This is a genomic window from Agromyces mangrovi (genome assembly GCF_030296695.1).
Classification (GTDB): domain Bacteria; phylum Actinomycetota; class Actinomycetes; order Actinomycetales; family Microbacteriaceae; genus Agromyces; species Agromyces mangrovi.
In genome coordinates, this window is the sequence record NZ_AP027737.1 from 3,345,982 (window position 1) to 3,359,879 (window position 13,898).

Below are 13,898 nucleotides of genomic sequence, written 5' to 3' on the forward strand. Positions count from 1 at the left end.
CCGCCCCTACGCTGAGGGCATGGATGCCGCCTACGAGGTCGTCGCCGAGACGCCGAGCGTGGAGACGTACCGCGAGCTGCGGGTGGTCGCGGGGCTCAGCCCGAAGTCCGAGGCGGCGGCGCGCATCGCGCTGCCGAACTCGTGGGCGTCGGTCGTCGTGCGCCACGACGGCGAGCCCGTCGGCATGGGGCGCGTGATCGGCGACGGCGGCTGCCACTTCCAGGTCGTCGACATCTGCGTGCGTCCCGAGCATCAGGGTCGCGGGCTGGGCAAGCGCATCATGGCCGCGCTCGTCGCCGATCTCGAGGCGCGCGTCCCCGAGGGCGGCTACGTCTCGCTCATCGCAGACGGCGACGCGAAGCACCTGTACGCGCAGTTCGGGTTCGCCGAGACCGCGCCGGCCTCGGTCGGCATGGCCCGCCGGTTCTGATCCGCCCCGGGCATCCGGCCGAGGTAGCCTCGGAGACATGCTCGACATCTCCACCCCGACGGGCGTCGCGTTCGCGTTGCTCGTGGTCGCCTCGCTCGTCACGACGCTGGTGCTCGCGGTGGTGCGCCTCGTGCGGATGCGGCACGAGGACGATGACGACGACGAGTGATCAGGTCGCGACCGCGTCCTCCGGCACGCGCAGCGCGTCGACCGCCGCATCGCCGCGGATCTCGCGCATGAGCCGCACGACCTCGTCGACCGCCTCCTCGGTGAGGCCCTGGCACATGACCGAGTAGGGACCCAGCGGTTCGAGCCCGCGGGCGCGGATGCGGATGACCTCCCAGCCGACCTCGTTGAGCGCGGCGTCCTTCTCCTGGTCGGAGCCCTCCTTGAGCCCCCGGTGCGCGCGCCCGCCGCGGCCGGGGTCGTCGTACTCGACCGCGATGCGCAGCTGCGGCACGAGGATGTCGGGCCACACCTCCTGCTTGCCGTAGAACATGCGCGCGGTGCGCACGGCGTTGACCTTGTGGTGCAGGCGGATGCGACGGGCGAGCATGATCTTCAGCCGCTGCTCGGTCGCGGAGGTGCGCGTGCGCAGGCCCGGCTTCATGAAGGCCAGCCCGGCCTCGCGGCCGGCCGCGCCGGGGGAGGCGGCGTTGCGGATGCACTTGGCGCAGCTCGGCCCCGTGAGCACGGATCGCACCGACGCACGGTAGCGGTCGTGGCCGCGCGCGCAGCGCCACTCGTACTCGGCGCCGACGCGGGTCTCGACGGCGACCGCGCGACGGTCGGGCGGGGCGGCCTTCGCGATGAGCTCCTTCCGCGAGCGGTGCGTCTCGTCGAGCAGCATGCACAGCGGGCACGGACGCGACAGCGACACGACGCCCTCGCCGCGCGGCGACCCGTGGCCGCAGCCGAAGCGCACCGCGGTCATCGGGCGGCTCCGGTACCGGTCGTACACGTGCCGGGCGCCGTCGGGTGGGGCTGCGTCGTCGTCATGCATCGGATGCTGCCAGCATCCGCCGACACCGGTCGGGCCGCCGCCTGCCGGCACGCCAGAATGGAACGGTGCAGCTCCTCCTCGCCCGTTCCGCGTCGGGCGCACCGTCGATCGTGCACCTCGACGCGGGCGTGGTCGAGCGGGTCGCCGACGACCGCCTCGCCGAGCGCGTCGCCGAGCTCGAGGCGGACGAGCCGCGCTGGGTCTGGAGCGACACCCGGCACTGGTATCGCGCGCTGCTCGCGGCGGGCGTGCGCGTCGAGCGCTGCCACGACCTGCGCCTCGCGCGCGCGATCCTGCGCGGGTCGGCCGCCGTCGACGGGTACGACCGCGAGGCCGGCGCCGACGCGGGGTGGGAGGCGGCCCCCGAGGAGCACGTGCCGAGCGCCCGGCAGGCCGCGACGCCGCTGTTCGAGCTCGGCGAGTTCGAGGCATCCGCCGGCCTCCGCCCGCTCGCGGACCTGCACTCGGCCGCCGAGTCGATGGCCGAGCACGAGCGCCAGGAGGCCGCGCTCGAGTCAGCGGGCGCGGATGCCTCCCGGCTGCGCCTGCTCCTCGCCGCCGAGTCGGCCGGGGCCCTCGTCGCCGCCGAGATCCACGCCGGCGGCATCCCCTGGCGACGCGATGTGCACGAGGCGGTGCTCGTCGCCGCACTCGGCGACCGCCCTCCCGCGGGACGCAAGCCCCGTCGCCTCGAGGAGTTGCAGGCCGAGATCGGCGCGGCGCTCGACGGCGCCGTGCAGCCCGACTCGCAGGCCGACCTGCTCCGTGCGCTCCGGCAGGCCGGACTGTCGGTGCGCAGCACACGGGCGTGGGAGCTGCAGGAACTGGATCACCCGGCCATCCCGCCGCTGCTGGAGTACAAGAAGCTCGCCCGCCTGCTCTCGGCGAACGGCTGGGCGTGGCTCGACGAGTGGGTGCGCGACGGGCGCTTCCGGCCGGACTACCTGCCGGGGGCGTGGTCACCGGACGCTGGGCGACCCGCGGCGGCGGCGCGCTGCAACTGCCGAAGGCCGTGCGCGGCGCGGTCGTCGCCGACCCGGGCTGGAAGCTCGTCGTCGCCGACGTGGCGCAGCTCGAGCCGCGCGTGCTCGCCGCGATGGCCGGCGACGGCGCGATGGCCGAGGCGGCGCGCGGCGCCGATCTCTACGACGGCATCGTGGCCCGCGGCGTCGTTGCCACGCGCGACGAAGCGAAGGTCGCCATGCTCGGAGCGATGTACGGCGCCTCGAGCGGCGACGGCGGCCGGCTCGCCCCGCGGCTCGGGCGGGCGTACCCGCGTGCGATGGGCCTCGTCGACGAGGCCGCGCGCGTGGGCGAGCGCGGGGGAGTCGTCTCGACGTTGCTCGGTCGCAGCTCGCCGCTGCCGTCCGCCGACTGGCGTGCGCTGCAGTCCGCAGCATCGCAGCCCGACGCGACCCCGGCCGACGAGCGTCGGGCGCGGACGACCGCGCGCGAGTGGGGCCGGTTCACGCGCAACTTCGTCGTGCAGGGCACGGCGGCGGAGTGGGCGCTGTGCTGGCTCGCCGAGATACGCCGCGGGCTGCACGGGCTCGGCGCGACCGGGTCGGCGCCGCGTTCGACGGCCTCCGGCCCGGTCTTCGCAGGGCGAGCGCACCTCGTCTACTTCCTCCACGACGAGGTGATCGTGCACGCCCCGGCCGAGCAGGCGGATGCCGCGGCCGACGTCGTGCGCACCGCGGCCGAGCGCGCGGCCGGCCTGCTGTTCGGCGAGGCACCGGTCGACTTCCCGCTCGACCTCGCGATCGTCGACCGCTACGCGGACGCCTGACCGGCAGGCGCCTCGCGGGCGGCCGCGGGCCTGCGCCCACGACGCGGGCGCTCGGCGGAGAACGCGAACGCCACGTCGCTTGAAGCGGCGGCACCGGCGGCTTGTTCGAGCCAGGCCAGCATCGCCCGCGCTCGATCGTCGTCGGCGTCGTCCGCCAGGGCACGGAGGCCCGCGCCGTCGGCACCCGATCGGCTCGGGGCATCCGTCTCGCCGTCGCCACCCGCCGAATCGCCCCACCACGCCGCCTCGCGTGCGATCGTGCGCGAAGCGTCGACGTCGGGCAGCGAGAGCGCGATGAGCACCCGGTCGATGGTCTCCGCCCAGGCGTCGGCGTCGCGCTCGCCCTCGGCATCCAGCCACGCGGACGCGGCGGCGCGCCCGGAGCCGGTCAGCCGATGCAGCGGCAGGCCGTCGTGCGTCGAGCCGGCCGACTCGACGAGCGACTGCCTGGCGAGCCGCTCGAGCGTGGCGTACGTCTGCCCGACGTTGATGCGCCGCCTGCCGCCCGTGCGACGCGTGAGTTCGTTGTGGAGCTGGAAGCCGTACGCCGGACCTGCGGTGAGCAGGGCGAGGAGCGCATCGCGGACGGCCATGTCTCCTCCGGGTCGGGACGAATCTGCTCACCGAGCATACCGTTTCCACGCGCATCACGATGCGGCGCACGCATCCGCGACCCGCGGATCACACCCTTGTCATTCGCACGGTGCTGGGGGAAGATGGGGTCGACGCGAGCGATCGTGTCGACAGCTGAACACGAAGCTCCATCCGTTGCCTGAGGTCGTAGGGGAAGACGCACCTCGAGAAACGGAGCAGGAGATGACGGATGCAACTCGGCAGGCGCGGCCTGCGCGGGGCGTGATCTACGTGCACTCAGCGCCTCGCGCCCTCTGCCCGCACGTGGAGTGGGCGATCGGCCGTGCGCTCGGCACCGCGGTCAGCCTCGACTGGAGCGAGCAGCCGGTGCTCCGCGGCGCGCAGCGCGGTGAGCTGTACTGGGAGGCGACCCAGGGCTCCGGGGCGGCCATCGCGTCCGCGCTGCGCGGCTGGGAGCACCTGCGCTTCGAGGTGACGGAGGACCCGTCGCCCGGATCGGACGGCGCGCGCTGGATGCACACGCCCGACCTCGGCGTCTTCCACGCCCAACTCGACACGGCCGGCAACATGGTCGTGCCCGAAGACCGCATCCGCTACGCGATGGAACTCGCGGGCACGGACGCAGTCGAACTGCACCGGGAGCTGCGGCTCGCGCTCGGGCAGGAGTGGGACGACGAACTCGAGCCGTTCCGTCACGCGAGCGACTTCGCACCCGTGGTCTGGCTGCACAAGGTGGGGTAGCGGTCGGGCCCGCGAGCCGGGAAATGGCGCTCCGCGTCGTCGGACGAGGGATTCCCCGGCGGTGCGTACGAGTGAAACGCACCCGGCTCGCTCCCGCGGGCGGTGGGATGCACACGGTGCATCCGCCGCCCGCCCCCAATGTTCGGGGCGACCGCGCCGCGTGTCAGGGCAGCAGCGAGCGCTCGAGCTCCTCGATCGGGGCGTACCAGCCCTGGTCGAGCACGAACGTCTGGAGCTGCTTGTCGAGGCCGAGCACCACGCCGATGCCCACGATCACGAGCAGCACGCCCACCGCACGGCGCAGCCAGCCGTTCGGGTCGGCGAGCCAGCCGAGCTTCCGGGCGAGCCCCTGGCCGGCGAGGCCGATGAGCAGCAGTGCGAGGGCGAGGCCGATCGCGTACATCGAGACGTAGAGCGTGCCCTCGGCGAGCGACGCGGGCAGCACGGTCGCGACGATGAGCGCGTACGTCGGGCTGCAGCTCGAGAACGCCGGGCCGAGGGCTGCGCCCAGCATGACGTCGCCGCCGAGCCCGCCGCGCCGGTAGCCCGCGTCGAGCAGTCGGCCCCCGCCCGCCTGGAGGCCGGTCGCGAGCTGGATGCGCTCCCACGTGCGCGGCATCGCGAGGGTCAGGCCGAAGACGGCGACGATCACGCCCGAGATGAGCTGCCAGACGAGCAGGGGCACGCCGAGGAGGGCGGTCGTGGCCTTGAGCAGCATCGTGAACGCCACGACCGAGACGGCGAGGCTCGCGGCGATGACGAACGGGCGGTACCAGGAGCGCTCCGCCGTCGCCGCATCCGACGAGGTGCGCACCACGGAGCCGCCGACGATCACCGGCAGCAGGGGCAGCACGCACGGGGCGAGCACGGTCAGCACGCCCGCGGCGAACGAGGCGAGGGTGAGGGCGAGCACGGGGTGTCGTCAGCTCCCGGCGATGCCGAGCGCGGCGAGCGACGGCGCGAGCACCGGCTGCTCGTAGGCGACGTAGCGGTCGATCAGCGCGCCCGAGTCGTCGACGTGCACGAGCGTGGTCTGCAGGGTGACCCCGTACTTCGCCCGGAGGTCCTGGTTCGAGTCGTAGTCGACCTTGAGCACCGTCACGCCGTCGGGCACGCCCGCGCCCTGGATGTCGGCCTCGAGCGCGCGGCACTGGGGGCACCAGGTCGCGTGGAAGAACAGCACCTTCTCGCCCTCCGCGGCCTCGAGCGTGGCGGGGGAGTAGTCGACGTAGGCGCCGGGCGTGGCGGCTGCCTCCTCGGACGCCTCCGCGGGCTCCTCGGTCGGGGCGGGCGACTCGGTCGCCGCGTCCTCGGTCGGGGCGGGCGCCTCGGCGGTGGCGCTGGGGCTCGCGGTGGACGCGGTATCGGTCGCGTCGCCGCCGGTGGAGGCGAAGACGACGGCGATCGCGACCCCGCCGGCGACGAGCGCGCCGACGACGATGAGGGCGATGTTCCGGGGGTTCACGGGGCCCATTCTGGCATCCGCTGCCGCGCGTTCCCGCAACGGCCGAGGGGCCGTCACCACCCCGTAAGGATTGGCGACGGCCCCTCGGGCACGTGCGTCGGACGCGTCAGGCGGTGCGGAACGCGGCGACTGCGTTGTGCCCGCCGAAGCCGAACGAGTTGCTGATCGCGAGCGCGTCGCCGTCGCCCAGCGGGCGGGGCTCGGTGACCACGTCGAGCGGGATCTCCGGGTCCTGCTCCGACAGGTTGATCGTCGGCGGCATGACCCGCTCGGACAGCGCGAGCACCGTGAACATCGCCTCGATCGCGCCCGCGCCGCCGAGCAGGTGCCCGGTGGACGACTTGGTCGCGGTGACGGCGATGTCGTCGAGCCCGTCGCCGAACACGCGGCGCAGGGCGTTGTACTCGGCGATGTCGCCGACCGGCGTGCTCGTGGCGTGCGCGTTGATGTGGCGCACGTCCGACAGCTCGGCACCGGCGTTGCGCACGGCGGCGATCATGGCGCGAGCGGCCGCCGAGCCCTCGGGGTCGGGCGCGGTGATGTGGTACGCGTCGCTCGTGATCGCTCCGCCGAGCACCTCGGCGTAGATGCGGGCGCCACGGGCCTTCGCGTGCTCCTCCGTCTCGAGCACGAGCGCGGCCGCGCCCTCGCCGAGCACGAAGCCGTCGCGGCTCACGTCGTAGGGCCGGGAGGCGACCGCGGGGTCGTCGTTGCGGCGCGAGAGCGCCTGCATGGCGGCGAACGAGGCGATCGGCAGCGGGTGGATGGCCGCCTCCGAGCCGCCGGCGATCACCACGTCGGCCAGGCCGTCCTGCAGGTGGTCGTACGCGTTGACGATGGCCTCGGTGCTCGAGGCGCACGCCGAGACGACGGTGCGGATGCCGGCGCGGGCGTGCAGGTCCATGCCGATCGCCGCGCCCGGGCCGTTCGGCATGAGCATCGGCACGGTCATCGGCAGCACGCGTCGCGGGCCGCGCTCGCGCAGGGTGTCCCACGCGTCGAGCAGCGTCCAGACGCCGCCGATGCCGGTCGACCAGTCGACGGCGAGTCGCTCGGGGGCGACCTCGGGGGCGCCGGCATCGGCCCAGGCCTCGCGGCCGGCGACGAGGGCGAACTGGCTCGACGGGTCGAGCCGCTTGGTCTCGTGGCGCGCCAGCACGTCGGCGGTCGGCACGGTCGCCTGTGCGGCGAAGGTCACGGGGAGCTCGTGCTCCGCGGCCCAGTCGGCCTCGATGGCGCGAGCACCGGAGGTGCCGGCGAGGAGGGCCTTCCAGCTGTCGACGGCGGTGCCGCCGAGCGGGGTGGTGGCGCCGATTCCCGTGACGACGATCTTCTTGGTCATGACGATGGACTCTCTCGGGGAGGGGGTGGCGGGGGCATGTCGTGGGGCCGGCCGACGAGCGGCCGGCCCCACTCGACGCGACTAGGCCTGGGCCTTGACGATGTAGCCGACGGCGTCGCCGACGGTCTTGAGGTTCTTGACCTCCTCGTCGGGGATCTTCACGTCGAACTTCTCCTCGGCGTTGACCACGATGGTCATCATCGAGATGGAGTCGATGTCGAGGTCGTCGGTGAACGACTTGTCCAGCTCGACCGTGTCGGTCGCGATGCCGGTCTCGTCGTTGATGAGCTCGGCCAGGCCGGCCAGGACTTCTTCGGTGGACAGTGCCATGGTGCGTTTCTCCTTGTGATGTCGCTCGTATGACCGGGGTTCAGTCTAGAGGGGGTGGATTGCGGCTCAGGGAAGAACCACGACTTGCGCGCCGAACACGAGGCCGGCGCCGAAGCCGATCTGCAGGGCGAGGCCGCCCGACAGCTCGGGGTGCTCGGTCAGCAGGCGGTGCGTCGCGAGCGGGATGGATGCGGCAGAGGTGTTGCCGGTGGTCTCGATGTCGCGGCCGATGACGACCGTGTCGGGCAGGCCGAGCTGCTTGGCGAACTCGTCGATGATGCGCATGTTGGCCTGGTGGGGGATGAAGGCGGCGAGATCGGATGCCTCGACGCCGGCGGCCTCCAGGGCCTGCTTGGCGACCTTGGCCATCTCCCAGACCGCCCAGCGGAACACCGCGGGCCCCTCCTGGCGCAGCGTCGGCCAGGCCGCGGTGCCGTCGCGGAACTCGGTGAGCTTGGCGTTCATCGAGACGACGTCGGCCTTCGAGCCGTCGGAGCCCCACACGGTGCGCGAGATGCCGGGCGTCTCGCTCGGGCCGATCACCGCGGCGCCGGCGCCGTCGCCGAGCAGGAAGGAGATCGAGCGGTCGGCCGGGTCGACGACGTCGGAGAGCTTCTCCGCGCCGATCACGAGCGCGTAGTGCGCGGCGCCGGTGCGGATGAGCGCGTCGGCCTGGGCGACCGCGTACGCGTAGCCGGCGCACGCGGCGTTCGAGTCGTAGGCCGCGGCGGGGTTCGCGCCGACGCGGTCGGCGACGATCGCGGAGATCGACGGCGTCTGCAGCGTGTTGCTGATCGTGGCGACGATGACGAGGTCGATCTCGGCGGGGTCGACGCCCGAACGTTCGATGGCCTCGCGGGCGGCCTCGGTCGCGAGGTCGACGGCGCCGATCTCGGCGCTGGCCCTCGTGCGGGTGACGATACCGGTGCGCTGGCGGATCCACTCGTCGGAGGAGTCGATCGGTCCGATCAGGTCGTCGTTCGGCACGATGCGGTCGCCGCGGGCCGCGCCCATCGCGAGGATGCGCGTGTACGCGGGGCCGGTCGCCTGCTTGAGGGTGGGGGTCGTCATGCGATGCTCTCTGGTCGGGGGCGGATGCCGGTCAGGCGGCGTCGAGGAGGTCGCGGGCCGCGGCCAGGTCGTCGGGCGTCTTCACCGCGACCGCCGGTACGCCGCGGAGTCCGCGCTTCGCGAGTCCGACCAGCGCGCCGGCCGGTGCCAGCTCGATGATGCCGGTCACGCCGCGGTCGGCGAACGACTCCATGCACAGGTCCCAGCGCACGGGGGACGAGACCTGGCCGACGATGAGCTCGAGGTAGCGGGCGCCCGAGTCGACGATCGTGCCGTCGTTGTTCGTCCAGAGCGGGAGGGCGGGGTCCTGCACCTCGAGCGACGCGGCCGCTTCGGCGAGCCGGTCGACCGCGGGGGACATGTACGCGGTGTGGAATGCACCGGCGACCTGCAGCGGCACGACGCGCGCGCCGCGCGGGGCGTCCTCGGCGAGCTTCGCGAGCGCATCGCGACTGCCTGCGACGACGACCTGGCCGCCGCCGTTGACGTTGGCGGGCGACAGGCCGAGCTCGGCGAGCTTCGCGTCGAGCGCGTCCGCCTGGCCGCCGAGCACCGCGCTCATGCCGGTCTCCTCGAGCGCCGCGGCCTCGGCCATGGCGGCGCCGCGCACCGCGACCAGGCGCATCGCATCCTGCTCCGAGAGCACGCCCGCGCCCGCGGCGGCCGTCAGCTCGCCGACCGAGTGGCCGGCGATGCCGCCGATGCGGTCGCGCCCGCCGTCGGCGGTGAGCGCGCGCAGCGTCATGAGGCCGGCGGCGACGATGAGCGGCTGCGCGACCGCGGTGTCGCGGATCGTGTCGGCGTCGCTCTCGGTGCCGTGGCGCACGAGGTCGACGCCGGAGGCATCCGACAGCTCGGCCAGATGGGCGGCGTACGACGGCTCTTCGAGCCAGGGCGAGAGGAAGCCGGGGGTCTGGGATCCCTGACCCGGGCACACGACGACGATCACCGTTCCAGTCTGCCAACGGCGCGCACGGCGCGAGTGTGCACTCTCGACAAGGCTCGGCACGGACCGTTGTCCGGATGCCACATGGTGCAGCGGGTCAGGTCAGGAGCGGCGCACGGGCGTGTCGTGGTCGCTCATGGACCCGATGATGAGCGCGGCCTGCAGGATGAGGGCCTCGCGCGCTCCGGTGGCATCCCACCCGATGACCTCCGAGACGCGCTTCAGGCGGTAGCGCACCGTGTTCGGGTGCACGAAGAGCTCGCGGGCCGTCGCCTCGAGCGAGCGGCCGTTGTCGAGGTAGCACCAGAGCGTCGTGAGCAGCTCGGTCGAGTGCGCTTGGAGCGGGCGGTAGATGCGGTGGACGAGCGTCGCACGGGCCAGCGGGTCGCCCGCGAGGGCGCGCTCGGGCAGCAGGTCGTCCGCGTGCACCGGGCGGGGGGCGTGTCGCCAGGAGCGGGCGACCGCGAAGCCGGCGAGTGCCGCGCGGGCGCTCTTCGACGCGTCGACGAGGTTCGGCACCTCGTGGCCGAGCACCAGGTGGCCGGGGCCGAAGTGCGGTTCGAGCGCCACCGCGATCTCCATGAAGCTGAGTGCCGCGGACGTGCCGATCTGCTCGTCGGCGTCGCGACTGCGTGGGTCGGCGCGCCCGACGACGAGCACGAGCCGGGAGCCCTGCACGCCGATGAGCACGTCGGCGGCCATGTGCCGCGCGGCCCGACGCACCTGATCGACGTCGAGCGACTTCGGTGTCGTACCCACGAGCACCGCGACTTCGCCGTGGCCGTGCCAGCCGAGCGCCGCGATGCGGCTCGGCAGCTCCTCGTCGTACTCGCCCGAGAGGATCGAGTCGACCACGAGCGCCTCGAGGCGCGCGTCCCAGAGGCCGCGCGCCTCGGCAGCACGGGCGTAGACGTCGGCCGCCGCGAAGGCGATCTCGCGCGAGTACAGCAGGATCGCCTCGCGCAGCGGCTCGCCGCCGTCCTTGACACGTTCCTCGACGACCTCGACGGTCACCCGGATGAGCTGCAGCGTCTGCTGCAGGCTCACCGATCGCAGCAGTTCACGCGGGGCGGCGCCGAACACGTCGGCGGCGATCCACGGCGTCGAGCGCGGGTCGTCGAACCAGGCGATGAACGAGGTGATGCCCGCCTGCGCGACGAGCCCCACGGCCGAACGGCGGCTCGGCGGCATGTCGCCGTACCACGGCAACGTGTCCTCGAGGCGCTTGAGCGTCGCGGTCGACAACTCTCCGGAGATCGTCCGCAGCCATGCGAGCGTCTCCGCCTTCGTCCGGTTGGGGGCCACTCGGCTAGCTCTCGCCCCCTGCGGTGCCGGTCGTGCCGGCGTTCACGTCGAGCAGGCGGTACTTCTCGATCGCCTGCGCCGGGATGCCCCGGTCGATCTCGCCGCGCTGGGCGAGCATCTCGAGCGTGCGCACCACGACCGACGGGCCGTCGATGGTGAAGAACCGGCGTGCGGCCGGGCGGGTGTCGCTGAAGCCGAAGCCGTCGGCGCCGAGCGTCGCGTACTCGCCGGGCACGTACGCGCGCACCTGGTCGGGCACCGCGTGCATGTAGTCGGTCACCGCGACGAAGGGGCCCTCGCTGCTCGCGAGCTTGCGCGTGAGGTACGGCACCTGCGGCGTGGCATCCGGATTCAGGAAGTTGTGCTCGTCGGCGGCGAGGCCGTCGCGGCGCAGCTCCGTCCAGGAGGTCACCGACCAGACGTCGGCCGAGACGCCCCAGTCGTCGGCCAGCAGCTGCTGCGCCTCGAGCGCCCACGGCACCGAGACGCCCGAGGCCATGATCTGCGCCTTCGGACCCTGCACCGAGGAACCCGAGATGCGGTGGATGCCGCGCTGGATGCCCTCGACGTCGACGCCCTCGGGCTCGGCGGGCTGCACGATCGGCTCGTTGTACACCGTGAGGTAGTACATGACATTCGGGTCGGGGTGCGAGCCGCCGTACATGCGCTCGAGTCCGGCGCGCATGATGTGGCCGATCTCGTAGCCGTAGGCCGGGTCGTAGGTGACGACCGCCGGGTTGGTCGAGGCCAGGAGCGGGGAGTGGCCGTCGGCGTGCTGCAGGCCCTCGCCGGTCAGCGTCGTGCGACCCGCGGTCGCGCCGATGATGAAGCCGCGCGCCATCTGGTCGCCTGCGGCCCACATGGCGTCGCCCGTGCGCTGGAAGCCGAACATGGAGTAGAAGACGTAGATCGGGATGAGGGGCTCGCCCTCGACCGAGTACGACGTGCCGACGGCGGTGAACGCCGCCATCGCGCCGGCCTCGTTGATGCCGACGTGCACGAGCTGGCCCTGCGGGCTCTCCTTGTACGCCAGCAGCAGCTCGCGGTCGACCGACGTGTAGTGCTGGCCGTTCGGGTTGTAGATCTTCGCGCTCGGGAAGAACGCGTCGATGCCGAAGGTGCGCGCCTCGTCGGGGATGATCGGCACGATGCGGTTGCCGAAGTCCTTGGCCCGCATGAGGTCCTTCAGCAGGCGCACGAAGGCCATCGTCGTGGCGATCTCCTGGTGGCCCGAGCCCTTCTTCGAGATCGCGTACGCCGAGTCCTCCGGCAGCGAGATCGCGGTGTGCTTCGTCCGTCGCTCCGGCAGGTAGCCGCCGAGCTCGCGCCGGCGCTCGTGCAGGTACTGGATCGCCTCGTCGTCCTCGCCCGGGTGGTAGTACGGCGGGAGGTACGGGTTCTCCTCGAGCTGCGCGTCCGAGATCGGGATGCGCATGGTGTCGCGGAACGTCTTGAGGTTGTCCAGCGTCATCTTCTTCATCTGGTGGGTCGCGTTGCGGCCCTCGAACGACGGGCCGAGCCCGTAGCCCTTGATGGTCTTGGCGAGGATGACGGTGGGCTGGCCCTTGTGCTCGGTCGCTGCCTTGAACGCGGCGTAGACCTTGCGGTAGTCGTGGCCGCCGCGCTTGAGGTTCCAGATGTCGTCGTCGGAGAGGTCCTTGACGAGCTCGAGCGCGCGCGGGTCGCGACCGAAGAAGTTCTCGCGCACGTAGGCGCCCGACTCGGCCTTGTAGGTCTGGAAGTCGCCGTCGGGGGTGACGTTCATGAGGTTGCGCAGGGCGCCCTCGTCGTCGCGGCCGAGCAGGTCGTCCCACTCCCGACCCCAGACGACCTTGATGACGTTCCAGCCGGCGCCGCGGAAGAAGCTCTCGAGCTCCTGGATGATCTTGCCGTTGCCGCGCACCGGGCCGTCGAGTCGCTGCAGGTTGCAGTTGATGACGAAGTTGAGGTTGTCGAGGCCCTCGTTGGCGGCGACCTGGAGCTGGCCGCGGCTCTCGACCTCGTCCATCTCGCCGTCGCCGAGGAACGCCCAGACCTGCTGGTCGCTCGCGTCCTTGATTCCGCGGTTGGTCAGGTACTTGTTGAGTTGCGCCTGGTAGATGGCGTTGATCGGGCCGAGCCCCATCGACACGGTCGGGAACTGCCAGAACTCGGGCTGCAGACGCGGGTGCGGGTAGGAGGGCAGCCCGTTCGGCGCGTGCGACTTCTCCTGGCGGAAGCCGTCGAGCTGGTCGGAGGTGAGCCGGCCCTCGAGGAAGGCGCGCGCGTAGGTGCCGGGGAGGCGTGGCCCTGGATGTAGATCTGGTCACCGCCGCCCGGGTGGTCCTGGCCGCGGAAGAAGTGGTTGAAGCCGACCTCGTAGAGCGCGGCCGACGACGCGTACGTCGAGATGTGGCCGCCGACGGCGATGCCGGGGCGCTGCGCGCGGTGCACGAGCATCGCCGCGTTCCAGCGGATCCAGGCCCGGTAGCGGCGCTCGAGCGCCTCATCGCCGGGGAACTCCGGCTCGTTCTCCGGGGCGATGGTGTTCAGGTAGTCGGTGGTGGGCACCATCGGCACGCCGAGGTGCAGCTCCTTCGAGCGCTTGAGCAGGCTGAGCATGATCTCGCGCCCGCGCTGGTGCCCCTGCGACGCGACCAGCGCGTCCAGGGACTCGGACCACTCGGCCGTCTCCTCCGGGTCGGAGTCCATCTGGGTGGCGGAGTACGGGTCCTGGTCGTTGACAGTCACACTCGACCTCTCTCTCGTGGCAGATCATGCCGGAATGCGCGCACGTACGGTCGGGTCACGCCGCGCGGCACACCTAGTCATCCTAGAGTCTCGTCGCAGGGCCGGCGCGAATCGAGTCCGTCGGACGCGGCGGCCGCCGCCGCCCGGCGGTA

Annotated in this window: 12 protein-coding genes and 2 pseudogenes; 4 read left to right on the top strand and 10 right to left on the bottom strand. The window is 72.6% G+C overall.

Going from position 1 to position 13,898, the window contains the following annotated elements; translation table 11 throughout:
- Positions 1-19: 19 nt before the first annotated feature.
- Positions 20-430 carry a GNAT family N-acetyltransferase gene (locus QUE38_RS15965; protein WP_286309305.1) on the top strand — a complete coding sequence of 137 codons (411 nt, stop codon included), beginning with the start codon at positions 20-22 and terminating at the stop codon, positions 428-430.
- Between the two features lie 37 nt (positions 431-467).
- A complete protein-coding gene (locus tag QUE38_RS15970; protein WP_286309306.1) occupies positions 468-599 on the top strand; it encodes a hypothetical protein in 132 nt (43 codons plus the stop codon).
- On the opposite strand, the gene QUE38_RS15975 is transcribed toward QUE38_RS15970, so the two are convergent.
- The gene (locus QUE38_RS15975) at positions 600-1,433 is read right to left on the bottom strand and encodes a hypothetical protein (protein ID WP_286309307.1); all 834 of its coding nucleotides are present in this window, start codon (positions 1,431-1,433) and stop codon (positions 600-602) included.
- Positions 1,434-1,498: 65 nt separating this feature from the next.
- Between QUE38_RS15975 and QUE38_RS17895 the strand changes: the two are divergent.
- Positions 1,499-3,222: pseudogene (locus QUE38_RS17895) on the top strand (bifunctional 3'-5' exonuclease/DNA polymerase).
- Here QUE38_RS17895 and QUE38_RS15985 read toward each other — a convergent pair.
- Positions 3,207-3,815 (bottom strand): PadR family transcriptional regulator, encoded by a 609-nt coding sequence (locus QUE38_RS15985; protein WP_286309309.1) that lies wholly within the window; start codon positions 3,813-3,815, stop codon positions 3,207-3,209. The pseudogene QUE38_RS17895 and the gene QUE38_RS15985 overlap by 16 nt on opposite strands.
- A gap of 223 nt (positions 3,816-4,038) precedes the next feature.
- Between QUE38_RS15985 and QUE38_RS15990 the strand changes: the two genes are divergently transcribed.
- Positions 4,039-4,557 (top strand): DUF3145 domain-containing protein, encoded by a 519-nt coding sequence (locus QUE38_RS15990; protein WP_286309310.1) that lies wholly within the window; start codon positions 4,039-4,041, stop codon positions 4,555-4,557.
- Between the two features lie 163 nt (positions 4,558-4,720).
- Here QUE38_RS15990 and QUE38_RS15995 read toward each other — a convergent pair whose 3' ends face one another.
- From QUE38_RS15995 to aceE, 8 genes and pseudogenes are all read right to left on the bottom strand, one after another.
- On the bottom strand, positions 4,721-5,470 hold the full coding sequence (locus QUE38_RS15995) for a cytochrome c biogenesis CcdA family protein (RefSeq protein ID WP_286309311.1): 750 nt from the start codon (positions 5,468-5,470) through the stop codon (positions 4,721-4,723).
- A gap of 9 nt (positions 5,471-5,479) precedes the next feature.
- Positions 5,480-6,022, bottom strand: coding sequence for a thioredoxin family protein (locus QUE38_RS16000; RefSeq protein ID WP_286309313.1), 543 nt, complete (start codon positions 6,020-6,022; stop codon positions 5,480-5,482).
- Between the two features lie 106 nt (positions 6,023-6,128).
- Positions 6,129-7,364, bottom strand: coding sequence for a beta-ketoacyl-[acyl-carrier-protein] synthase family protein (locus tag QUE38_RS16005; protein ID WP_286309315.1), 1,236 nt, complete (start codon positions 7,362-7,364; stop codon positions 6,129-6,131).
- 81 nt (positions 7,365-7,445) lie between these two features.
- The gene (locus tag QUE38_RS16010) at positions 7,446-7,694 is read right to left on the bottom strand and encodes an acyl carrier protein (protein ID WP_281886825.1); all 249 of its coding nucleotides are present in this window, start codon (positions 7,692-7,694) and stop codon (positions 7,446-7,448) included.
- Positions 7,695-7,760: 66 nt separating this feature from the next.
- A complete protein-coding gene (locus tag QUE38_RS16015) occupies positions 7,761-8,765 on the bottom strand; it encodes a beta-ketoacyl-ACP synthase III (protein ID WP_286309318.1) in 1,005 nt (334 codons plus the stop codon).
- A gap of 31 nt (positions 8,766-8,796) precedes the next feature.
- The gene (locus tag QUE38_RS16020) at positions 8,797-9,714 is read right to left on the bottom strand and encodes an ACP S-malonyltransferase (RefSeq protein ID WP_286309319.1); all 918 of its coding nucleotides are present in this window, start codon (positions 9,712-9,714) and stop codon (positions 8,797-8,799) included.
- Positions 9,715-9,813: 99 nt separating this feature from the next.
- Positions 9,814-11,016, bottom strand: a complete 1,203-nt coding sequence (locus QUE38_RS16025) for a PucR family transcriptional regulator (protein ID WP_286309320.1) — start codon at positions 11,014-11,016, stop codon at positions 9,814-9,816.
- A gap of 4 nt (positions 11,017-11,020) precedes the next feature.
- Positions 11,021-13,746: pseudogene (aceE, locus tag QUE38_RS16030) on the bottom strand (pyruvate dehydrogenase (acetyl-transferring), homodimeric type).
- Positions 13,747-13,898: the final 152 nt, after the last annotated feature.